A 21,210-nucleotide genomic window follows, 5' to 3' on the forward strand; every position below is an offset into this window, starting at 1 on the left:
GCCACGCTCCTGCCCGATTCCGGGCAGGATTCTTGCGAAAGCGGAGAAGATCCCCCAGGATCATCGAATGCACGACGACCTGGTGGACCACCTCACCCGCAGCACCCCGCTCCAGCGGGGCGAAGCGCTGCGGGTCATCCAGGACGTGCTGGCCTACTTCGACGAGACGACCGAAGAGTTCGTCCGTCGCCGCCACCGCGAACTGCAGGGTCAGGGCCTGCTGAACGCGGCGATCTTCGAACAGATCTCGGCGGACCTCGCATACCGCGCGGTCGCGCCGCCCGAGCTGAGCCTCCGGCAGCTGCGCCGCATCATCTACGGCTAGGACACCCTCTATGTGTGGAATCGTCGGTTATATCGGCAAGCGTGACGTCGCCCCGCTCCTCCTCGAAGGCCTCCAGCGCCTGGAGTACCGCGGCTACGACTCGGCGGGCATCGCCGTCACCGGTCCCAAGGCAGCGGGCCTGAAGACGGTCAAGGCCAAGGGCCGCGTCCGCGACCTGGAGGCCAAGGTCCCCGCCCGCTTCAAGGGCACCACCGGCATCGCCCACACCCGCTGGGCCACCCACGGCGCTCCCTCCGACGAGAACGCCCACCCGCACCTGTCCCAGGACGACAAGGTCGCCGTCGTCCACAACGGCATCATCGACAACGCCTCCGAGCTGCGCGCCAAGCTCACCGCGGACGGCGTCGAGTTCCTCTCCGAGACGGACACCGAGGTCCTCACCCACCTCATCGCCCGCTCCCAGGCGGACACCCTGGAGGAGAAGGTCCGCGAGGCGCTGCGCCACATCGAGGGCACGTACGGCATCGCCGTCCTGCACGCCGACTTCAACGACCGCATCGTCGTCGCCCGCAACGGCTCCCCGGTCGTCCTCGGCATCGGCGAGAAGGAGATGTTCGTCGCCTCGGACGTCGCCGCGCTCGTCTCGCACACCCGCCAGGTCGTCACCCTCGACGACGGCGAGATGGCCACGATCAAGGCCGACGACTACCGCACGTACACCACCGAGGGCTCGCGCACGACGGCCTCGCCGACCACCGTGGAGTGGGAGGCCGAGTCGTACGACATGGGCGGCCACGACACGTACATGCACAAGGAGATCTTCGAGCAGCCCGACGCGGTGGACCGCGTCCTGCGCGGCCGCATCGACGACCGCTTCTCCACCGTGCACCTCGGCGGCCTCAACCTCGACGCGCACGACGCCCGCAAGGTGCGCCGCGTCAAGATCCTCGGCTGCGGCACCTCGTACCACGCGGGCATGATCGGCGCCCAGATGATCGAGGAGCTGGCCCGCATCCCCGCCGACGCGGAGCCCGCGAGCGAGTTCCGCTACCGCAACGCGGTCGTGGACCCCGACACCCTCTACATCGCGGTCTCCCAGTCCGGCGAGACGTACGACGTCCTCGCCGCCGTCCAGGAGCTGAAGCGCAAGGGCGCCCGCGTCCTCGGCGTCGTGAACGTCGTCGGCTCGGCGATCGCCCGGGAGGCCGACGCGGGCGTGTACGTCCACGCGGGCCCGGAGGTCTGCGTCGTCTCCACCAAGTGCTTCACCAACACCACGGTCGCCTTCGGCCTGCTCGCCCTGCACCTGGGCCGCATCCGTGACCTGTCGGTCTCCGACGGCAAGCGGATCATCGAGGGCCTGCGGAAGCTGCCCGGCCAGATCTCGGAGATCCTCAAGCAGGAGGACGAGATCAAGAAGATCGCCAAGAGCTACGCGGACGCCCGTTCGATGCTCTTCATCGGCCGCGTACGGGGCTACCCCGTCGCCCGCGAGGCATCCCTCAAGCTCAAGGAGGTCTCGTACATCCACGCCGAGGCCTACCCCGCCTCCGAGCTGAAGCACGGCCCGCTCGCGCTCATCGAGCCCGCGCTGCCGACCGTCGCGATCGTCCCCGACGACGACCTCCTGGAGAAGAACCGCGCCGCCCTGGAGGAGATCAAGGCCCGCAGCGGCAAGATCCTCGCCGTCGCGCACCAGGAGCAGGAGAAGGCCGACCAGACGATCCTCGTCCCGAAGAACGAGAACGAGCTGGACCCGATCCTGATGGGCATCCCGCTCCAACTCCTCGCCTACCACACGGCGTTGGCGCTGGGCCGGGACATCGACAAGCCGCGCAACCTGGCGAAGTCCGTGACCGTCGAGTAAACCGGACTGCCGAACATGTGAACGGCTCCCCGTGCGTGCCACCAGCACACGGGGAGCCGTTCCCTCAAGGGCCGGGGTCGCCCATTACCCCGACCCGCGCCCGCATCGGCCGGCGGGCCGTCACACCCCGGCCGGCAGGGCGGTGTGCCGGTGACCTTTATGTACCCTTCGCAAGGGCATGAAGCACCTCTACGCGCGAGTAGATTTGCCCGCTCAAGAGGCGGCGCGCGGAAGGGAGTTGAGAGGTTACGGAATGACGATGACGGGACGCTGCGCCCGTCGCGCCAGCCGCCCCGCGACCGAGCCGAAGATGCGCCCGACGATGCCGTGCGTGGAGCCGACGACGATCGCGTCCGCGCTGTACTCACGGCCGACCTCCTCCAGCTCGTGGCAGATGTCGCCGCCGCGCTCGACGAGGATCCAGGGCACTTCGGACAGATAATCCGCACACGCCAGTTCGAGGCCGAGCACCTCGGTGCGGTGGTCCGGCACGTCGACGAAGACCGGCGGCTCGCAGCCCGCCCACACGGTGGTGGGCAGCCGGTTGGCGACATGGACGATGATCAGGCCCGATCCCGACCGGTGGGCCATGCCGATGGCGTAGGCGAGGGCCCGCTCACTGGAGGTCGAGCCGTCGAAGCCGACGACGACGCCGTGCCGGAACGCGGGATCGCAGGAGTGACGCGGTTCTTCCGCCGCTCGGGGGGTCGCCGTCGGATCGGCGACCTGCCGCTTGCGGTCCGCTGGTTCGGAGAATTCGTGACCGGCCATGGGTGTCTCGGCGAGGAGTCCTCTGTGGGAGGGTCTGCTTGTTCAGGTGATGCGGCGGTTCAGGACCTGCAAGGTAGTCCGGGAATCATCTTCCCAACCCCATACCCCCAAGGGTACGGCGACACTCCCCTCCTGCCCAGCGCCCGCGAAGAGCCCGCACCTGGCTTCCGCCGGGCCGCACAAGGGCCTCCCGGCGTTCACCGGAGCATGCATGAGCCTCGCCCGTATGGCAATGGTTGCTGCCCCGTACAGGCGGTTTGCGCACCCGGGTGCGCCCACCCGGCGGCATGCCAGTGACCGGCCGCCCGGCCGCGCGTTGAACCCCCGTACACCACCGCCACAGGGAGCACGCCGTGCCTGGACCGCCGACCGCGTCCCCACCCAGCCGCAAACACCGCCCGGCCCCCGGACCACGCGCCCGGGAGCGGCGGCAGGCGCCCGCTCAGGACTCGGTGAGCGACGTGGTGCGCTGGGCGGCGTTCAGCTGTGTCCTGGTTCCCGTCGTCCTCGTGGGGTACGGGATCTCCCTGGCCGGGGCCGGCGGCGCCGCGCTGGGTCTCGCGGCCGTCACCGGGGTCTGCCGGGTGCTGCTCCGGCAGTCCGAGCGGTGCGCCGCGCGGCTGCTCGCGGAACAGAACTGCGGGCACCGCGGGCGGCACAGCAGAACGGGCGCGGGAGCGCACAGGGGCCTGCGGCACAGCCCCGACAGCGCGCCGGTCGACTGACCGATTCGCACACACGCTCCCGTAGGTTTTCAGCCAACTTCCGGGGTGGCCGCTTTCCTTGGCCGAACAGGCCCTCAACCCTCGTCCGACCAGGGCTGAAAGGTGCCCCAAGGGCGTGCGCACCCTACGGGGACCGGCCATGGAGCCGAGGCGCACTTCCCTGCACGGCCCACGAGTGCAACGCTTCGTGATCGAATGCTTCACGCCAAGTTGCCATGTCGACAATCTGCCGGGTGCTGAACTGGTCACCCCGGCAGCACGGGACACAGTAGATTCGATCTTGACTGTATTACGGCGGGGGACTGGTGGAGGACCGAGGGGAAACGTGCAGGAGCGACAGGCCCAGCAAGCACGTCAAGAACAGGGAGCCGCTACGACCGAGGGGGGTTTAGCACCATGAGCCACGACTCCACTGCCGCGCCGGAGACCACGGCTCGGAAGCTCTCCGGGCGCCGCCGCCGGGAGATCGTAGCGGTGCTGCTGTTCAGCGGTGGTCCCATCTTCGAGAGCTCCATACCGCTCTCCGTGTTCGGCATCGACCGGCAGGACGCGGGGGTCCCCCGCTACCGGCTGCTCGTATGCGCCGGCGAAGACGGCCCGCTGCGGACCACCGGCGGACTCGAACTGACCGCGCCACACGGCCTGGAGGCCATCGGCCGCGCGGGCACGGTCGTCGTACCGGCCTGGCGGTCGATCACATCGCCGCCACCGCCGGAGGCACTCGACGCGCTGCGCCGCGCGCACGAGGAGGGCGCCCGCATCGTCGGGCTCTGCACCGGCGCGTTCGTGCTCGCCGCCGCCGGACTGCTGGACGGCCGGCCCGCGACCACCCACTGGATGTACGCGCCGACACTCGCGAAGCGCTATCCGTCCGTCCATGTGGACCCGCGCGAGCTGTTCGTCGACGACGGGGACGTCCTGACGAGCGCCGGCACGGCGGCCGGAATCGACCTCTGTCTGCACATCGTGCGCACGGACCACGGCAACGAAGCGGCGGGCGCGCTCGCCCGCAGGCTCGTGGTGCCGCCGCGCCGGGCCGGCGGCCAGGAGCGCTACCTCGACAGGTCTTTACCCGAGGAGATCGGCGCCGACCCGCTCGCCGAGGTCGTCGCCTGGGCCCTGGAACACCTCCACGAGCAGTTCGACGTGGAGACCCTGGCCGCGCGCGCGTACATGAGCAGGCGCACCTTCGACCGCAGGTTCCGCTCGCTCACCGGGAGCGCTCCCCTGCAGTGGCTGATCACCCAGCGGGTGCTCCAGGCGCAACGGCTCCTGGAGACCTCCGACTACTCCGTCGACGAGGTCGCGGGCCGCTGCGGCTTCCGCTCGCCGGTCGCGCTGCGGGGCCACTTCCGGCGCCAGCTCGGCTCCTCGCCCGCCGCGTACCGGGCCGCCTACCGCGCCCGCAGGCCGCAGGGCGAGCGGGTGCTGGAGGCCGCGTCGGTGACCTCGCAGGCCGTGCCCACCCTGGTGGAGGCGGGTCCGGTGCCGACCCAGACCCGGCGCACGGCCGCGGCCAGCGCGCTCGGGCCGACGGCCTCCGTGCCCGCCGAGCCCGGCAAGCCGAACTCGGACGTGTACGCGTCGGGACGTCCTCCCCTGCCCGGCCAGAGGAGTGCGCCGTAGGGTAAGACGCATGAACGATCGCATGGTGTGGATCGACTGCGAGATGACCGGGCTCTCGTTGACGGATGACGCACTTATCGAGGTGGCCGCACTGGTCACCGACTCGGAACTGAACGTGCTCGGCGAAGGTGTGGACATCGTGATCCGCCCGCCGGACGCGGCGCTGGAGACCATGCCCGAGGTGGTGCGCGCCATGCACACCACCTCGGGGCTCCTCGACGAGCTGGCCGGCGGAACCACGCTGGCCGACGCCGAGGAGCAGGTCATGGCGTACGTACGTGAGCACGTGAAGGAGCCTCGGAAGGCTCCGCTGTGCGGAAACTCGGTCGGCACCGACCGCGGCTTCCTGCTGCGCGACATGGCGGCCCTGGAGGAGTACCTCCACTACCGGATCGTCGACGTCTCCTCCATCAAGGAGCTGGCCCGGCGCTGGTACCCCCGGGCGTACTTCAACAGCCCGGACAAGAGCGGCAACCACCGCGCGCTCGCCGACATCCGCGAGTCCATCGCCGAGCTGCGCTACTACCGCGAGGCGATCTTCGTCCCGCAGCCCGGCCCGGACTCCGACACCGCGAAGTCGATCGCGGCCAAGCACGTACTGCCCGCGGAGTAGCCTCCGCGGGGTCCCCTTGTACGGGGTCCGGAAAAGGTGTGCGCGAGCACCCCTTCGGACCCTGTACACTTTTTCTCGGCCGGTCGGAAGAAAGACAAACGACCGGACATGGTGGGTGTAGCTCAGTTGGTAGAGCACCTGGTTGTGGTCCAGGTGGCCGCGGGTTCAAGTCCCGTCACTCACCCTGAGGAAAGGGCCCCGGTTCGAGAGAACCGGGGCCCTTTCCGTTTGCGCGTTCCTGCCTCAGGACCGCGACTCGCGAATCGTGCCTCAGGAAGAGGCCCGCTCCACCAGCTCCGTCGGGAGCACCAGCTGGCGCCGCTCCAGGCGCCGGGCGGCGGCCGGGCGGCTGTCCGCGATCTCGGCGAGCAGCAGAGCGATCATCGCCCGCCCCATCTCCTCGATCGGCTGGCGCACGCTGGTCAGCGGCGGGTCCATGTGCCGCGCGATCGCCGAGTCGTCGAAGCCGACCAGCGCCACGTCGTCGGGTATCCGGCGCCCCGCCTCGCGCAGCGCCTGCCGGGCGCCCGCCGCCATCACGTCGGAGCCCGCGAAGACCGCGTCCAGCTCGGGGCAGACATCGAGGAGCTGCCGCATCGCGCGATGGCCGCCCTCCTCCGTGAAGTCACCCGGCGCGATCAGCCGCTCGTCCACCGTGCGGCCCGCGTCCCGCAGCGTGGCGCGGTAGCCGTCCAGGCGGCGCTGGGCCCCGTACACGTCGAGGCGGCCCGTGATGGTGGCTATGGCCGTGCGGCCGCGCGCCAGGAGGTGCTCCACGGCCGAGCACGCCCCGGCGAAGTTGTCGGAGTCAACCGAGGGCAGCGCCTCGTCGGCGGAGCGGCGGCCGCTGATCACCGCGGGGATCTCCAGCTGCGTCAGCAGCTCCGGCAGCGGGTCGTCGGCGTGCACGGAGACCAGCAGCACGCCGTCGACGCGGTGGGCCGCCAGGTACTGGGCCAGGCGCTGGCGCCGCTGGTCGTTCCCCGCGAAGATCAGCAGCAGCTGCATCTCGGTCGCGCTCAGCTCGGCGCCCACACCGCGCAGCACGTCGGAGAAGTACGGCTCGGCGAAGAACCGGGTCTCGGGCTCGGGCACGACCAGGGCGATCGCGTCCGTGCGGTTGGCGGCGAGGGCGCGGGCCGCCGTGTTCGGGACGTAGCCCAGCTCGGCGACGGCGGCCTCGACGGCCGTCCGCGTCGCCGCGCTCACCCTCGGCGAGCCGTTGATCACGCGGGAGACCGTTCCCCGGCCCACTCCCGCCCGCGCCGCGACCTCCTCCAGCGTGGGTCGTCCGCCGCTGCGGCCGCGCGCTGCGTGAGCTGCCATTGTCCGCCTCCCGTCACACTGCCCCCGGCGAGGAATGTAACAGCCGGATCTTCGCCGGGCGGCTGGGCCGATGCGCGGGCGGCCCGTAACGGCCCGATAACCGAAGACATAACTCTCTGTCCGGTCCCTTGACACCCCCGCCCCCAGCCACGAGTCTTCAACCAATCACCCGTGGGAGCGCTCCCACACTACCTGACACGTACACAACCCGCACGTTCCCCGCCCGAGCCGCAGAGTGAACCTACGGGCCCAGCAGAGCAGTTGGCCGGGGGGTCGGCACGTCAGGCAACAGGAGGACGTCATGCACACGAGTACCCGCCGGACCCGCCGGCTGGTGACCTACGCGGCCGTGACCGCGCTGGCCACGAGCCTGCTGGCCGCTTGTTCCAGCGACGACGACAGCGGCTCAGCGGGCGGTGACGGCAAGACCACGCTCAATGTGGGCACGTTCGGCGTGCTGGGCCTCAAGCAGGCAGGCCTGTACGAGGAGTACGAGAAGGCGCACCCGGACATCGAGATCAAAGAGAACGTCATCGAGCGGAACGACGCCTACTACCCGAAGCTCCTCACCCAGCTGCAGTCCGGCGCCGGTGTCAACGACGTGGCGGCCATCGAGGTCAGCAACATCACGGAGATCGTGCAGACCCAGGGCGCCAAGTTCGAGGACCTCGGCAAGGCCGAGGGCGTGGACAAGTCCTCGTATCTCGACTGGAAGTGGAAGCAGGCCACCACCGAGGACGGCAAGACGGTCGGCCTCGGTCTCGACATCGGTCCGACGGCGCTCTGCTACCGCAAGGACCTCTTCGAGAAGGCGGGGCTGCCCACCGACCGCGAGGAGCTGGCCAAGGAGTGGGCGGGCGACTGGGACAAGTACGTCGCGCTGGGCGAGAAGTACATGAAGAAGGCGCCCAAGGACACCAAGTTCGTCGACTCCGCCTCCAGCGTCTACAACGCCGTCTTCGCCGGTGCCACCGAGCGGTACTACGACAAGAGCGGCGAGGAGATCTACGACAGGAGCCAGGGCCGCGAGGACGCCTGGGACGCGGCGATGAAGGTCGCGCGGGGCGACATGTCCGCCAAGCTCAAGCAGTTCGACCCGACGTGGGACCAGGGCTTCGCCAACGGCAAGTTCGCCTCGGTGGCCTGCCCCGCCTGGATGGCCGGTTACATCCAGGAGAAGACGGGCCCGGGCGGCAAGGGCAAGTGGGACATGGCCAAGGCGCCCACGGACGGCAACTGGGGCGGCGCGTTCCTCGGCGTGCCGAGCGCGGGCAAGCACAAGAAGGAGGCGACCGAGCTCGCCGTCTGGCTGTCGCAGCCCGAGCAGCTCGCGAAGATCTTCGCCAAGCAGGCCAGCTTCCCGTCCACCCCGCCGGTCTACGACAAGCTGAAGCCGTCGGCGCAGACCAAGGCGTACTTCAGCGACGCGCCCATCACCAAGATCTACGCCGACACCGCGAAGAACATCCCCACGGCGATCTACGGCATCAAGGACGCCCAGATCGGCCAGTCCATCACGGACATCGGCGTGCTCCAGGTGGAGCAGCAGGGCAAGTCTCCCGAGGAGGGCTGGGAGGCGGCCCAGAAGGAGATCAAGGATGTTCTGGGACAGTGACGGACATGTCCGATACCGCTGAGTACGCCGAGACCGCGTCCCCCGGCAAGGGGGACGCGGCCCCGGCCGCGTCGGGGGGCCGCGCGTCCTCCCCCACGACGTCCTCGTGGCGCAGCCGCCTGTACCGCTGGGACATCAAGGCGTCGCCGTACGTCTTCGTCGCGCCGTTCTTCCTCTTCTTCGGCGCCTTCGGCCTGTTCCCGCTGCTCTACACCGGCTGGGCGTCGCTGCACCGCCTGGAGCTGACCAACCTCGACGACAGCACCTGGCTGGGCCTGGAGAACTACACCAACCTGCTCCAGAGCGACTACTTCTGGAACGCGCTCGGCAACACCTTCACCATCGGTGTCATCTCCACCGTCCCCCAGCTCGCCATCGCGCTCGGCATCGCGCACCTGCTCAACTACAAGCTGCGCGGGTCCACGCTGTGGCGGGTCGCGATGCTCGCTCCGTACGCGACGTCGGTGGCGAGCGCCTCGCTGGTCTTCACGCTGCTGTTCGCCTGGGACGGCGGCATGGTCAACTGGATGATCGGCTCCGTCGGCTTCGACCCGGTCAACTGGCGCGAGTCGTCGTGGGGTTCGCAGGCGGCGGTGTCGACCATCGTCATCTGGCGGTGGACCGGCTACAACGCGCTGATCTATCTGGCGGCGATGCAGGCCGTGCCGCACGACCTGTACGAGTCGGCCTCGCTGGACGGCGCCTCGCGCTGGCAGCAGTTCCGGCACGTGACCATCCCGATGCTGCGTCCGACGATCCTGTTCACGGTGGTCGTCTCCACCATCGGGGCGACCCAGCTCTTCGGTGAGCCACTGCTGTTCGGCGGCACGGCCGGGTCCAAGGGCGGCGCCGACCACCAGTTCCAGACGCTCGGTCTCTACCTGTACGACCAGGGCTGGATCAACGGCCATCTGGGCCGGGCCTCGGCCGTCGCCTGGCTGATGCTCCTGGTCCTGCTGCTCATCGCCGCGGTCAACCTGCTGATCGCCCGACGCCTGAGGAAGGACCGATGAAGTCCCGCACGCTGGGCCAGAAGGCCGGCCGCACGATGCACGCGGGGCCGCTGACCTACCTCGTCCTCGCGCTGTTCACCGCCATCTCGCTGGCGCCGCTGATCTGGACGGCGATCGCGGCCTCGCGCACGAGCGGACGGCTCGCCCAGACGCCGCCGCCCCTGTGGTTCGGCGGGAACCTCTTCAAGAACCTCGAACGGGCGTGGAGGGAGGCGAGCCTCGGCGACGCGATGCTGAACACCACAATCGTGGCGGGCAGCATCACCATCGGCACCGTCCTCTTCTCCACGATCGCCGGGTTCGCCTTCGCCAAGCTGAAGTTCCGGTTCAGCGGGGCGCTGCTCATGCTGACCATCGGCACGATGATGGTGCCGCCGCAGCTGAGCGTCGTACCCCTGTATCTGTGGATCGCCGACCTGCAGTGGACCAACCAGCTCCAGTCGGTGATCCTGCCTACGTTCGTGAGCGCCTTCGGGGTCTTCTTCATGCGGCAGTACCTGCTCCAGGCGCTGCCCGGTGAGCTGATCGAGGCGGCGCGGATGGACGGGGCGAGCAGTGTGCGCATCATCTGGCACGTGGTGTTCCCGGCGGCGCGGCCCGCGATGGCCGTCCTCGGCCTGCTGACGTTCGTCATGGCCTGGAACGACTTCCTGTGGCCGATCATCGCCCTGAACCAGTCGAACCCCACCGTGCAGGTGGCGCTCAACTCCCTCGGCACGGGGTACATCCCCGACCGGGCGGTGATCATGGCGGGCGCGCTGCTCGGTACGTTGCCGCTCCTGCTGGCGTTCGTCCTGTTCGGCAAGCAGATCGTGAGCGGGATCATGCAGGGGGCGGTCAAGGGCTGACGCCCGCCCCCGCCTGCCGTGCCCCGCCCCCGCCCCCGCGTGTCCTCTCTCCTTGTCCTGACCTCCTCCCATGGGAGCGCTTCCATGCCTGAAACCCTTACCTTCCCGGCCGGTTTCCTCTGGGGTGCCGCCACCTCCGCGTACCAGATCGAGGGCGCCGTGCGCGAGGACGGCCGCACCCCCTCCATCTGGGACACCTTCAGCCACACGCCGGGCCGCACGGTCGACGGTGACACCGGCGATGTCGCCGTCGAGCACTACCACCGCTACCGCGACGACGTGCGGCTCATGGCCGACCTCGGTCTGAACGCCTACCGGTTCTCCGTGTCCTGGTCGCGGGTGCAGCCCACCGGGCGCGGCCCCGCCGTCCAGCGCGGTCTGGACTTCTACCGGCGCCTGGTCGACGAGCTGCTCGCCAAGGGCATCGCACCCGCCGTGACCCTCTACCACTGGGACCTGCCGCAGGAGCTGGAGGACGCGGGCGGCTGGCCGGTGCGCGAGACCGCTTACCGGTTCGCCGAGTACGCGGGCTTCGTCGCCGAGGCCCTGGGCGACCGCGTCGAGTCCTGGATCACGCTCAACGAGCCCTGGTGCAGCGCCTTCCTGGGCTACGGCTCCGGCGTGCACGCCCCCGGCCGTACCGACCCCGCGGCCGCCCTGCAGGCCGCGCACCACCTCAACCTCGCGCACGGCCTGGGCACCCAGGCGCTGCGCGCCGCCCTGCCGGCCCGCGCCCGCGTCGCGGTGAGCCTCAACTCGGCGGTGGTCAGGGCGGTCTCGGACGCGCCGCGGGACATGGACGCCCGGCGGCGCGTCGACAACCTCGCCAACGGCGTCTTCCACGGCCCGATGCTGCACGGCGCCTACCCGGCGGACCTCCTGGCGGACACCGCCCGGGTCACCGACTGGTCCTGCGTCCACGAGGGCGACCTGGCCGACATCCACCAGCCGCTGGACGCGCTGGGCCTCAACTACTACACGCCCGCGCTGGTCTCGGCCGCCCCGGACGACGCCGGGAGCGCGCGCGCCGACGGACACGGCGCCAGCGAGCACTCGCCCTGGCCCGCGTCCGAGGACATCGCCTTCCACCAGACGCCGGGCGAGCGCACCGCGATGGGCTGGACCATCGACCCGACGGGGCTGCACGAGCTGATCATGCGGTACGCCCGGGAGGCCCCGGGGCTTCCGGTGTACATCACGGAGAACGGCGCGGCCTGCGACGACAAGCCCGACCCGGACGGCCGCGTCCACGACCCGGAGCGGATCGCGTACCTCCACGGCCACCTGGCCGCCGTCCGCCGCGCCATCACCGACGGCGCCGACGTCCGCGGCTACTACCTCTGGTCGCTCCTGGACAACTTCGAATGGGCGTACGGCTACAGCAAGCGTTTCGGCGCGGTCTACGTCGACTACGAGACGCAGGCGCGCACTCCGAAGTCCAGCGCCCACTGGTACGCGACGGTCGCCGCCGCGGGCGAGCTGCCACGGGAGCCGGCGCTGGACTGAGGCGGCACCTCGGGGGGCGCGGGCAGCTGCGCGAGCAACCACGACGCGCCCGCGGGGAATCTCAGCCCCGGCCGCCCGCACGCTTCCGGCGGCGCACGGCGGGGCCCCGATGCCCCCGCCGCCCCACCGCCCCCCGGCGCCGCCCCCGCTGGAGCCGGAGCCGCACCTCCGTACCGCCCAGGACCGAGCTGCCGACACGGACGTCGCCGCCCGTCGACTCGGCGAGGCGGCGGACGATGTCCAGGCCCAGGCCCGTGGAGCCGTCCGCCCCGGACCCCGCTCCCCGGGCCATCGCGGCCTCGGGGTCGGCGATCCCGGGCCCCGCGTCGGAGACGAGGACGATCACCGCGTCCTCGCCGCTGTGCACGTCCACGGAGAAGGCCGTGCCCTCGCCCGTGTGCCGGAAGACGTTGCCGAGCAACGCGTCGAGCGCGGCGACAAGGTCGGGCCTGGCCACCGGTATGTGGACCGGCCGCTCCACCCCCGCCACCCGCACCTCCCGGCCCTCGTCCTCCGCGAGCGCCGACCAGAAGGCCATCCGCTCGCGGATCACCTCGGCGGCGTCGCAGCCCGCCCCGGGCCCGACCGCCGCCGTCCGCGGCTTGGCGTCCCGCGCGGTGCGGATGATCGTGTCGACCTCGCGCTCCAGCGTCTCGACGGCCGTACGGGTCTGCTCGGCCGCCGGCCCGTCGCCGAGCGAGGCGGCGTTCAGCCGCAGCACGGTCAGGGGCGTGCGCAGACGGTGGGAGAGATCCGCCGCCAGCTCCCGCTCGTTGGCGAGGAGCTGCACCACCTGGTCCGCCATCGCGTTGAACGCCACCGCCGCCAGGCGCAGCTCCGTCGGCCCCTCCTCCGGCACCCGCGCCCCCAGCTTCCCCTCCCCGAGGTCGTGCGCGGCGCCCACCAGCCGCTTGGCGGGCTGGACCATGCGTACGCCGAGCCGGTCCGCGACGGCCACGGAGCCGATGACGAGCGCGACGCCGACGCCCGCGAGCACCAGCCACGCCGTGGTCACGCCGTTGCTGACCTCGGCCTCGGGCACGTAGATCTCCACGACGGCCGTACCGGAGCTGAGCGCGGTGGGCTGCAGGACGACGAAGCCGCCGGGCACCTCGGTGGTCCTGGCGCGGCCCTCCTCGCGGGTGGCCTCCACGGCGCCCGCCCGCGCCCTCGGGTCGCCGACCTCGAAGGCGGGGGCGCCGTCGACGGCCGGTACGTACACCGCCATCCGCCCGTCGCCGCCCGCCTCGGACGTGGCGACGGCCCGGGTCAGCTCCTCGCGGTCGGTGGTGATGGAGAGCGTGGGGCCCATGCCCGCGCCGTGCCGCTCCGCGTTCGAGACGGCGCGGTCCCTCGCCATCTCCTTGACGACGAGTCCGAGCGGCACCGCGAAGGCCACCACGACCATCGTCGTGACGGCCAGGCACACCTTGACGAGCGCCCACCTCACCGGGGCGACTCCGCCGGCGGCTCCAGCTTCACGCCGACGCCGCGCAGCGTGTGCAGATAGCGCGGCTTGGCGGCGGTCTCGCCCAGCTTCCGCCGCAGCCACGACAGATGTACGTCGATGGTCTGGTCGTCCCCGTAGCTCTGCTGCCACACCTCGGCGAGCAGCTCCTTGCGCGGTACGACGACGCCGGGCCGCCCGGCCAGGAAGGCGAGCAGGTCGAACTCGCGGCGGGTCAGGTCCAGGCCCGCCCCGTCGAGATCGGCCCGGCGCCGCAGCGGGTCGATGCGGAGCCCGCCGACCCGCAGGACGTCGCTGGGCGGCGCCTCACCGGCCGTGCCGCGCGCGCGGCGCAGCACGGCGGCCATCCGCGCCGACAGGTGTTCGACGGAGAACGGCTTGGTGAGGTAGTCGTCGGCGCCGTCGTTGAGGAGCCGTACGATCTCCGCCTCGTCGTCCCGCGCGGTGGCGATGATCACGGGGACGTCCGTGATGCCGCGCAGCATCTTCAGCGCCTCCGACCCGTCGAGGTCGGGCAGGCCGAGGTCCAGGATCACCACGTCAAAGCGGAAATGGGCGACCTCGCGCAGCGCCTCCAGGGCCGTGCCGACGCTGCGCACGGTGTGCGACGCCTCGGTCAGATGCCGGATGAGGGCGGAGCGTACGAACTGGTCGTCCTCGACGACGAGCACACTTGCCATGGGCGGCACCGTACGCCATATGGAGGAACCATCGCCGCGTGGTGCAGTATGGCCCGCGATGCACAGAGGAGTCGTACACGCGATCGCATGGTCGCTCGCCACGGGCGCGGCGGTCACGCTGTCGTGGTGGGGCGTCCACACGGTGCTCGCGGGGACCGTCTACGACCCGCCGCGCGCCCTGCCGCTCGCGGCCGACGGCGGCGCGGACCGCGCGGAGCCGCTGGCGTCCTCGACGCACCGCCCCGCTCCGTCACCGGCCAAGAAGCCGCCGAAGAGCCCAGAGACCCCTAAGTCCTCGAAGATCTCCAAGTCCCCTGAGTCCACGGAGACCCCACGCCGACCGAAATCCCCCGAACCGCCCGAGACCCGCACCAAGAGCTACGGCACCAAGGGCGGCCGCGTCGTCCTCGACCTCGGGAAGGACTCCGCGGCGCTGGTCTCCGCGACCCCGGCGGCGGGCTGGTCGGTGCAGACGTGGAAGCAGGACACGTGGATCCGCGTGGAGTTCATGGCGGGCGCGGACAGGCTGTCGGTCTTCTGCACCTGGCACGACACCGCACCCCGGGTCGAGATCACCACGTACTGACGCGCGGGGTCAGCGGAACACCGACGGCGGGGGTGCCGGCGACGCGACCGCGCGGGCGTCCGTGACGGCGGCCGCTCCCCCGCTGAAGTCCCGCAGGCCCCGCCCGTGTTCGACCCTGCCGGGGTGCGGGTCGCTCGCGCTGCGCCGGGTCAGCTCGGCGACGGGCAGCGCGTGGTCGCAGCCGAGCAGCACGGCGTTGCCGAACCGCTTGCCGCGCAGCACGGTGGGGTCGGCGACGAGCGCGAGTTCGGGGAAGAGCGCGGCGGCGGTGGCGAGCTGGCCGCGCAGATGCGCGAGCGGCGGTCCGTCGGCGAGGTTGGCGGCGTAGTAGCCGCCGGGCGCGAGGACTCTGCGTACGTCGGTGAGGAATTCCGTGCTGGTGAGGTGCGCGGGGGTCCTTGCGCCGCTGAAGACGTCGGCGATGACGAGGTCCGCCCAGCCGTCGGCGATCTTCGCGAGCCCTTCGCGGGCGTCGGCGCCGCGCACCCGCACACGGGCCTGCGGGTCCAACGGCAGCTCGCGGCGGACCAGTTGTATGAGCGCGGTGTCGCGCTCGACTATCTGCTGGGTGGAGCGGGGGCGCGTCGCCGCTATGTAGCGGGCGAGGGTGAAGGCGCCGCCGCCGAGGTGCACGGCCCGTATCGGCTTGCCCGCGGGCGCGACGAGGTCGGCGATGTGGCCGAGCCTGCGCTGGTACTCGAAGTCGAGGTACGTGGGGTCGTCGAGGTCCACATGGGACTGCGGGGCGCCGTCCACGAGCAGCGTCCAGGCGCGCGGCCTGTCCCGGTCCGGCATCAGCTCGGCGAGCCCGCCGTCCACCTGCTCGACGACGGCCTCGGATGCCGCTTCCCGGGATCGCCTGTTCCTTGCCACCAGGCCATTATCGACGTACGAGGGCGCCGGCGGCCCGGCGGCGGTGCGGGGACCGCTCAGCGGCAGTTGTCGACGGCCTCGATCGTGCGGGCCGCCTGGCCGAGCGCGGCGCGCAGGACGGCCGGGTCCGTGACCGGGTCGGTCTCGCCGCCCGGCGGCAGGAGCCAGCCGGTGCCCGCGACCGGTGGCTCGGGGACGGTGGGGCCCGGTTCCGGCTCGGCGTACACCCGCATGCCGCGCCCGAAGGTCTGCGTACAGGCGCTGCCCGGCAGGTCCCAGCCGTCGGCGGTGCCGGGCGGCACCAGGAAGCCGAGGGTGTCGCAGCTTCCGTCGTGCAGGACGGGGCCGATGGTGTCGCCCGCGCAGCGGCGCAGGATGTCGACCGCCTCCAGTCCCTGCCTGGCCGGGACGGTGACCAGGTCGCAGCAGTCGTCGTCACAGGGGGCGGCGCCCGGCGGTGGGGCGCTGCCGTCCTCGGTGGGGAGGTGCCGCGCCGTCGTCAGTGAGGCCGGGGGCGCGCCGCCGTTCGTACGGGAGTCGCTGTTCTGCATGCCGATCTCCAACAAGGGGGACCCCCTCCTCGCGAGTGCGGGAGCTGTTCTGGTCTCCCACTCCACATGGTTCAACGCGGCCCGGCGTCAACAGGCACTGCGGCACGCCGCCGCAGAGAGTGGCAGTTCATGGCAGATCGTGGGGGAGATATCCGGTTTGTAGCCAAACTCCGTGTGTCGGCCCCGTCACAGCGGGTACGTTCGTGCTCCGCCGGAACAGGGGGCAACCCCGCGAGTATCCCGTGCGCGGGCGCGGCGTCCAGTGCGCCAGCGTGTGCGCGGACCGGCACGCTCCGCACGAGAGGGTCCGGCCATGGCGTCCTCACCGATGGCATCGTCAACTCAGTCCCCGCGACCGAACCTCGCCTTCCGGCAGCTGCGCGGACAGCGCTCCCCCGGAGAGTTCGCCGCGGCGGTCCGGCGGGCCGCGCGCGAGATCGGCGAGCGGGTCAGCTGCGACGCGCGCTACGTCGGGCGCGTGGAGGCGGGGGAGATCCGCTGCCCCAACTACGCCTACGAGCGTGTGTTCTTGCACATGTTCCCGGGCCGCACACTCGCCGACCTGGGGTTCGTCCCCCGCGCGCAGGTGCGCGGAAGGGCGGCGCGCACGGACTCTGAGGCGCCGCACCCGCCTAGCGTGCCCCGCCCCCGCGCGCCCCGGCAGCCCATCACCCAGCCCATCACCACGAACGAGCCGCACGACACGATCCAGTTGTACGAGTCCCATCCGTCCGGGTCCGACCCCCACGCCTGCGATCCGTACGCGGTCCAGACTCACGAGGAGAGCGATGTGCAACGTCGCGCATTCATGACCGGCTCCACCGCCGCCGTGGCCGCCGCGTCCCTGGGGCCCATCGGGCTCACCATGGGCGGACAGGCCGAGGCCACCGCCCTGCGCGGCCGCAGGATCGGCGAGGCCGAGGCCGGCGCGGTCGAGGACGCCGTACGCAAGATCAGGCTGCTCGACGACCGGCACGGCGCCGACGGCCTCTACCGGCGCGCCGCCGCCCCGCTGCGCACCGCCTACGCCCTGCTCGACGCGGGCACCACCCGGCAGTCCACCTCGGACCGGCTGCACGCGGGCGCCGGTGAACTGGCCATCTCCGTCGGCTGGTTGGCGCACGACTCGGGCCGCTTCGACGACGCCCGCTCGCACTACGCCGAGGCCCTCGCGACGGCCCGGGTCGCCGGGGACCTCGACGTGGAGGCGCACGCCTTCTGCAACACCGCCTTCCTGGCACGCGACGCCGGGCGCCCCCGTGAGGCGGTGCGGGCGGCGCAAGCGGCTGCCGGTGCGGCCCGGCACCGCGGCTCGCACCGGCTGCGCTCGCTCATCGCGTTGCGTGAGGCGGGGGGCTGGGCGGGGCTCGGCGACCGCGCGGGCTGCGAGCAGTCGCTGGCCCGCGCGCACGCCCTCTTCGACCGCGGGGACTCGGACGCCGACCCCGAGTGGATGAGCTTCTACGGCCCGGCCGAGCTGGAGGGCCTGGAGGCGCAGTGCTGGTCGGCGCTCGGCGACTGGGCGCGAGCGGCCCGGCACGCGCGGCGCGCGGCGGCCACGGCGTCCTCGCAGACCCCGCAGTTCACCCGGAACATCGCGCTCTACACCGCCGAGCTGGCCGACGACCTGGCCCGCGCGGGTCGCCCCGACGAGGCGGCGGCGGCGGGGCTGCGGGTCCTCTCGCTCCTCGACGAGGTGCAGTCGTCCCGCGTCCAGTCGATGCTCGCCACGACGGCGCGGGTGCTGCTGCCGCACCGCAGGGCCGCGGAGGTGAGCGTCTTCCTGGAGCGGCATGCCGCGCTGCCGCGCGCCGTGTAGTCGGGCGTCAGGCCAGGTGGCCCGTCTCGTTCCACGACTCGATGGCGGGCTCTCCGTAGGCCCAGCCGAGGACCGAGAGCGAGGTCGGGTTGAGGCGGATGCGGGCGGCGAAGTCGATGTCGAGGCCCAGCCAGCGCGCGCCGATGACCCGCAGGATGTGGCCGTGCGCGAAGACCAGCACATCGCGCTCCGCGCTCCTGGCCCACTCCACGACCTCGTCCGCGCGGGCGGCGACCCGCGCCAGCGTCTCGCCCCTCGGGACGCCGTCGCGCCAGATGAACCAGCCGGGGTGGACCGCCCGGATGTCGGCCGGTGTCATGCCTTCGTAGTCGCCGTAGTGGAACTCCATGAGCGCGTCCCACGTGCGGGCGCGGTCCCCGAAGCCGGCGATCTCACAGGTCTCCCGCGCGCGGGAGAGCGGGCTCGTGCGCACCTCCACGTCGGGCAGGCCGTCGTAGGGCGCGCGGTGCAGCCGCTCGCCCAGGAGCTTCGCGCCACGGCGGCCCTCGTCCAGGAGCGGGATGTCCGTCCTGCCGGTGTGCTTCCCGGACAGTGACCATTCCGTCTGTCCGTGCCGGGCCAGCAGGATGCGGGGTGCCATGCGGGGACCTCTCCACGTTTGTGCTTATTTGGCGCTTTCTACGGACAGGGAGTCCCCGCCCCCTCCATCATCACCCACCTCTGATCGAAGGCTCACCCGGCCTCGCAACCCGTCGGCGGATCTCTGCGTCCCCTACCTCCGGGGGGCGCCACAGGGGATGCCTCGGCACGCTCGCGTACGCCGTAAAGTGATCCGGCGGCCCGCGCCGAGTGAACAGAGATGATGGGGGATCGACCGGATGCCGAAGACCGCCGTACCAGGCATCGGCCGCACCATCGGGCACCGGCTCCGCTGGTGGACGGAGCTGCCGCTGATCGTGCTGGTGTACGCCGCGTACTCGGCTGGGCGGCTGCTCGCCCGGGGTGACGTCTCCAGCGCCGTCGACCACGGCGTCGGGATCCTGAAGGCCGAGCAGTTCCTGCGGCTCGACGCGGAGAGCCCGCTGAACCGTCTCTTCACCGCCCACGCCTGGATCGGCGTCCCCGCGGACTTCTGGTACGCCTCGCTGCACTATCTCGTCACGCCCGCCGTCCTGATCTGGCTCTTCCGGAGCCACGCGGTGCACTACCGCGCCGCACGCGCGTGGCTGATGATCTCCACGCTGATCGGCCTGGTCGGCTTCACGCTCCTGCCGACCTGCCCGCCGCGGCTGCTCAGCGCGGGCCACGGCTTCATCGACACCATGGCGCAGTACAGCGACTACGGCTGGTGGGGCACCGAGGCGAGCGCGCCGCGCGGGCTCGGCGGCATGACCAACCAGTACGCGGCGATGCCCAGCCTGCATGTGGGGTGGGCGCTGTGGTGCGGTGTGATGCTGTGGCGGCACGGGCGTTCGCCGCTGATGCGGGCCGCCGCGGTCGCGTACCCGCTCATCACCACGCTCGTCGTGATGGGCACCGCCAACCACTACTTCCTCGACGCGGTCGCGGGCGGCGTCGTGATGGGCGTCGGGCTGCTGCTCGTACGGCCCTTGCGGCGCCTCACGGACCCGGTCATGGCACGGCTGCGGGCGCGCTTCACGCCCGGTGCGGGGGCATCGTCCGCCGCAGAGACCTCAATTGTCAGTGGCGGGTGCCAGACTTCGACGGGTGAGCGACTTCCCCGACAGCGCAAGCAGAGTCCCGGCCCGGAAGCCGAGCCGAGCGCCCACCCCGTCGACGCGGGGGACGGCGCTGCGGCACCGGCTCGCTGAGCTGCGCGGCGCCGACGTTCCCGCGCAGCCGCTGGACGCCCGCGCGCTCGCCGCGCTCGCGGCCAACCCCGGGTGCAGACGGCGGGCGCTGCTCGACGGCGCGGGCGTGGACAAGACGGCGCTCGCCCGGTCGCTGGGCTCGCCCTCCGGCTTCGGGCAGTCGCAGTTCGCGTTCATGCGGGGCAACGCGTTCGAGGCGCGGGTCAAGGCCGACGGCGGCGCCGAGCTGCTGCGTCTGACGCATGGGCGCCTGGGCGGCGGGCCCGAGCCGGTCCCCGGGGAATCCGCTCTCCCCGACCTGGCGGCGGTGGGCCCCGAGGGCCGGGCGGCGCGCACGGCGCTCGCGCTGCGCGAGGCGACGGAGTCCGGCGGCTGGACGCTCCTCGACCACCCCATGCTGGCGCTGGACGTGGCGGGGACGCTCGCCTTCCTCGAGCCGGACGCGGTGGTCGTCCATCCGGACGGCGGGTGGACGGTCGTCGAGATCAAGTCCTTCCCGATGATCGACGGTTCGGCGGACGCGGCGAAGGTGGGGGCGGCGGCGCGCCAGGCCGCGGTGTACGCACTGGCGCTGGAGCGGGTGGCCGCGCGCCTGGATCCCGCCCCGCGGATCCGGCACCACGTCCTCCTCGTCTGTCCCAAGGACTTCTCCAACCTCCCCACGGCTTCGGCGATCGACGTTCGCAAGCAGCTTTCCGTGACCCGGCGCCAGCTGGCCCGCCTCACTCGGGTCGAGGACATCGCGGCGGAGCTCCCCGAGGGCGCGACCTTCGATGTACGCCGCCCCGCCGCCGAGCTGACGGCGGCCGTCGAGGCGGTCCCCGCGACGTACGCCCCCGAGTGCCTGTCCGCCTGCGAACTGGCCTTCCACTGCCGGGCCCGCGCCCGCGAGGAGGGCGAGGTGACGTCCCTGGGCCGCGCGATCCGCGGCGACCTCGGCGGCCTGACGACGATCGGCGAGGTCCTCGCGGCGGCAGCGGGTTCGTCGGCGGACGTGGACGACCCGGCGGTGAGGACACTGCGGAGGGCGGCGGCGCTGAGGGGGGAGGCGTTGTCGGGTGTGGGCGCGTCTGCTGGCGTGGGCGCCTTGGGGGGGTCGTGATGCCGGCGCCGCTTCGTGTGCGGTTCGAGGGTGCTTGCATGCCGCCCTGGCGCAGAGCCACCAGCGGGCCTCCCTCATGCTGTCGCCGCCCTTCGGTGACTGCTCGACGCGGGGTGAACGGGTGGGTGGGTGGGAAACATCC

20 protein-coding genes and 1 tRNA gene are annotated in these 21,210 nt (G+C 71.9%); 14 read left to right on the plus strand and 7 right to left on the minus strand.

The window, feature by feature from the left end; all coding sequences use genetic code 11:
* Positions 1-67: 67 nt before the first annotated feature.
* Positions 68-325, plus strand: coding sequence for a hypothetical protein (locus ACWDVB_RS02700; protein WP_030790077.1), 258 nt, complete (start codon positions 68-70; stop codon positions 323-325).
* 10 nt (positions 326-335) lie between these two features.
* Entirely contained in the window at positions 336-2,153 is a 1,818-nt protein-coding gene (gene glmS / locus ACWDVB_RS02705) for a glutamine--fructose-6-phosphate transaminase (isomerizing) (RefSeq protein WP_451515679.1), read from the plus strand.
* 246 nt (positions 2,154-2,399) lie between these two features.
* On the opposite strand, the gene ACWDVB_RS02710 is transcribed toward glmS, so the two are convergent.
* Positions 2,400-2,924 (minus strand): universal stress protein, encoded by a 525-nt coding sequence (locus ACWDVB_RS02710; protein ID WP_451515678.1) that lies wholly within the window; start codon positions 2,922-2,924, stop codon positions 2,400-2,402.
* A 353-nt stretch (positions 2,925-3,277) separates the two neighbouring features.
* Here ACWDVB_RS02710 and ACWDVB_RS02715 point away from each other — a divergent pair, with 353 nt between their 5' ends.
* The 4 genes from ACWDVB_RS02715 (at position 3,278) to ACWDVB_RS02730 (ending at position 6,072) form a co-directional block, all read left to right on the plus strand.
* A complete protein-coding gene (locus tag ACWDVB_RS02715) occupies positions 3,278-3,649 on the plus strand; it encodes a hypothetical protein (protein WP_451515677.1) in 372 nt (123 codons plus the stop codon).
* A 396-nt stretch (positions 3,650-4,045) separates the two neighbouring features.
* A complete protein-coding gene (locus tag ACWDVB_RS02720; RefSeq protein WP_451515676.1) occupies positions 4,046-5,275 on the plus strand; it encodes a helix-turn-helix domain-containing protein in 1,230 nt (409 codons plus the stop codon).
* Between the two features lie 10 nt (positions 5,276-5,285).
* The gene (orn, locus tag ACWDVB_RS02725) at positions 5,286-5,888 is read left to right on the plus strand and encodes an oligoribonuclease (protein ID WP_451515675.1); all 603 of its coding nucleotides are present in this window, start codon (positions 5,286-5,288) and stop codon (positions 5,886-5,888) included.
* A gap of 111 nt (positions 5,889-5,999) precedes the next feature.
* A tRNA-His gene (locus ACWDVB_RS02730) sits at positions 6,000-6,072 on the plus strand.
* Positions 6,073-6,158: 86 nt separating this feature from the next.
* Here the strand turns inward: ACWDVB_RS02730 and ACWDVB_RS02735 are convergent.
* Entirely contained in the window at positions 6,159-7,214 is a 1,056-nt protein-coding gene (locus ACWDVB_RS02735) for a LacI family DNA-binding transcriptional regulator (protein ID WP_451515674.1), read from the minus strand.
* A 301-nt stretch (positions 7,215-7,515) separates the two neighbouring features.
* On the opposite strand from ACWDVB_RS02735, the gene ACWDVB_RS02740 reads away from it, so the two are divergent.
* The 4 genes from ACWDVB_RS02740 to ACWDVB_RS02755 all read left to right on the plus strand — a co-directional run bounded on the left by ACWDVB_RS02740 (position 7,516) and on the right by ACWDVB_RS02755 (position 12,196).
* Positions 7,516-8,829 (plus strand): ABC transporter substrate-binding protein, encoded by a 1,314-nt coding sequence (locus tag ACWDVB_RS02740; RefSeq protein WP_451515673.1) that lies wholly within the window; start codon positions 7,516-7,518, stop codon positions 8,827-8,829.
* A 5-nt stretch (positions 8,830-8,834) separates the two neighbouring features.
* Positions 8,835-9,842 carry a carbohydrate ABC transporter permease gene (locus ACWDVB_RS02745; RefSeq protein WP_451515672.1) on the plus strand — a complete coding sequence of 336 codons (1,008 nt, stop codon included), beginning with the start codon at positions 8,835-8,837 and terminating at the stop codon, positions 9,840-9,842.
* A complete protein-coding gene (locus ACWDVB_RS02750; protein ID WP_451515671.1) occupies positions 9,839-10,690 on the plus strand; it encodes a carbohydrate ABC transporter permease in 852 nt (283 codons plus the stop codon). Before ACWDVB_RS02745 ends, ACWDVB_RS02750 begins: the two co-directional genes overlap by 4 nt.
* A gap of 84 nt (positions 10,691-10,774) precedes the next feature.
* Positions 10,775-12,196 (plus strand): GH1 family beta-glucosidase, encoded by a 1,422-nt coding sequence (locus ACWDVB_RS02755; protein ID WP_451515670.1) that lies wholly within the window; start codon positions 10,775-10,777, stop codon positions 12,194-12,196.
* Positions 12,197-12,257: 61 nt separating this feature from the next.
* Here ACWDVB_RS02755 and ACWDVB_RS02760 read toward each other — a convergent pair whose 3' ends face one another.
* Together ACWDVB_RS02760 and ACWDVB_RS02765 are read right to left on the minus strand one after the other, a co-directional pair.
* Entirely contained in the window at positions 12,258-13,646 is a 1,389-nt protein-coding gene (locus ACWDVB_RS02760) for a sensor histidine kinase (protein WP_451515669.1), read from the minus strand.
* Positions 13,643-14,344, minus strand: a complete 702-nt coding sequence (locus ACWDVB_RS02765) for a response regulator transcription factor (protein WP_451515668.1) — start codon at positions 14,342-14,344, stop codon at positions 13,643-13,645. Before ACWDVB_RS02765 ends, ACWDVB_RS02760 begins: the two co-directional genes overlap by 4 nt.
* A 58-nt stretch (positions 14,345-14,402) precedes the next feature.
* Here ACWDVB_RS02765 and ACWDVB_RS02770 point away from each other — a divergent pair, with 58 nt between their 5' ends.
* A complete protein-coding gene (locus ACWDVB_RS02770; protein WP_451515667.1) occupies positions 14,403-14,930 on the plus strand; it encodes a hypothetical protein in 528 nt (175 codons plus the stop codon).
* A gap of 9 nt (positions 14,931-14,939) precedes the next feature.
* Here the strand turns inward: ACWDVB_RS02770 and ACWDVB_RS02775 are convergent, their stop codons facing one another.
* Together ACWDVB_RS02775 and ACWDVB_RS02780 are read right to left on the minus strand one after the other, a co-directional pair.
* Positions 14,940-15,803, minus strand: a complete 864-nt coding sequence (locus ACWDVB_RS02775; protein ID WP_451515666.1) for a spermidine synthase — start codon at positions 15,801-15,803, stop codon at positions 14,940-14,942.
* Positions 15,804-15,859: 56 nt separating this feature from the next.
* On the minus strand, positions 15,860-16,354 hold the full coding sequence (locus tag ACWDVB_RS02780) for a hypothetical protein (RefSeq protein ID WP_451515665.1): 495 nt from the start codon (positions 16,352-16,354) through the stop codon (positions 15,860-15,862).
* Positions 16,355-16,667: 313 nt separating this feature from the next.
* On the opposite strand from ACWDVB_RS02780, the gene ACWDVB_RS02785 reads away from it, so the two are divergent.
* Complete coding sequence (locus tag ACWDVB_RS02785) at positions 16,668-18,173, plus strand: twin-arginine translocation signal domain-containing protein (protein ID WP_451515664.1); 1,506 nt, start codon at positions 16,668-16,670, stop codon at positions 18,171-18,173.
* A gap of 7 nt (positions 18,174-18,180) precedes the next feature.
* On the opposite strand, the gene ACWDVB_RS02790 is transcribed toward ACWDVB_RS02785, so the two are convergent.
* Positions 18,181-18,774, minus strand: a complete 594-nt coding sequence (locus ACWDVB_RS02790) for a histidine phosphatase family protein (RefSeq protein WP_451515663.1) — start codon at positions 18,772-18,774, stop codon at positions 18,181-18,183.
* 238 nt (positions 18,775-19,012) lie between these two features.
* On the opposite strand from ACWDVB_RS02790, the gene ACWDVB_RS02795 reads away from it, so the two are divergent.
* Positions 19,013-19,966 (plus strand): phosphatase PAP2 family protein, encoded by a 954-nt coding sequence (locus tag ACWDVB_RS02795; protein ID WP_451515662.1) that lies wholly within the window; start codon positions 19,013-19,015, stop codon positions 19,964-19,966.
* A complete protein-coding gene (locus tag ACWDVB_RS02800; RefSeq protein WP_451515721.1) occupies positions 19,947-21,068 on the plus strand; it encodes a hypothetical protein in 1,122 nt (373 codons plus the stop codon). The genes ACWDVB_RS02795 and ACWDVB_RS02800 overlap by 20 nt, the downstream gene beginning before the upstream one ends.
* The last annotated feature ends 142 nt before the right edge of the window (positions 21,069-21,210 follow it).

It is taken from the genome of Streptomyces sp. NPDC003379, from assembly GCF_053589195.1.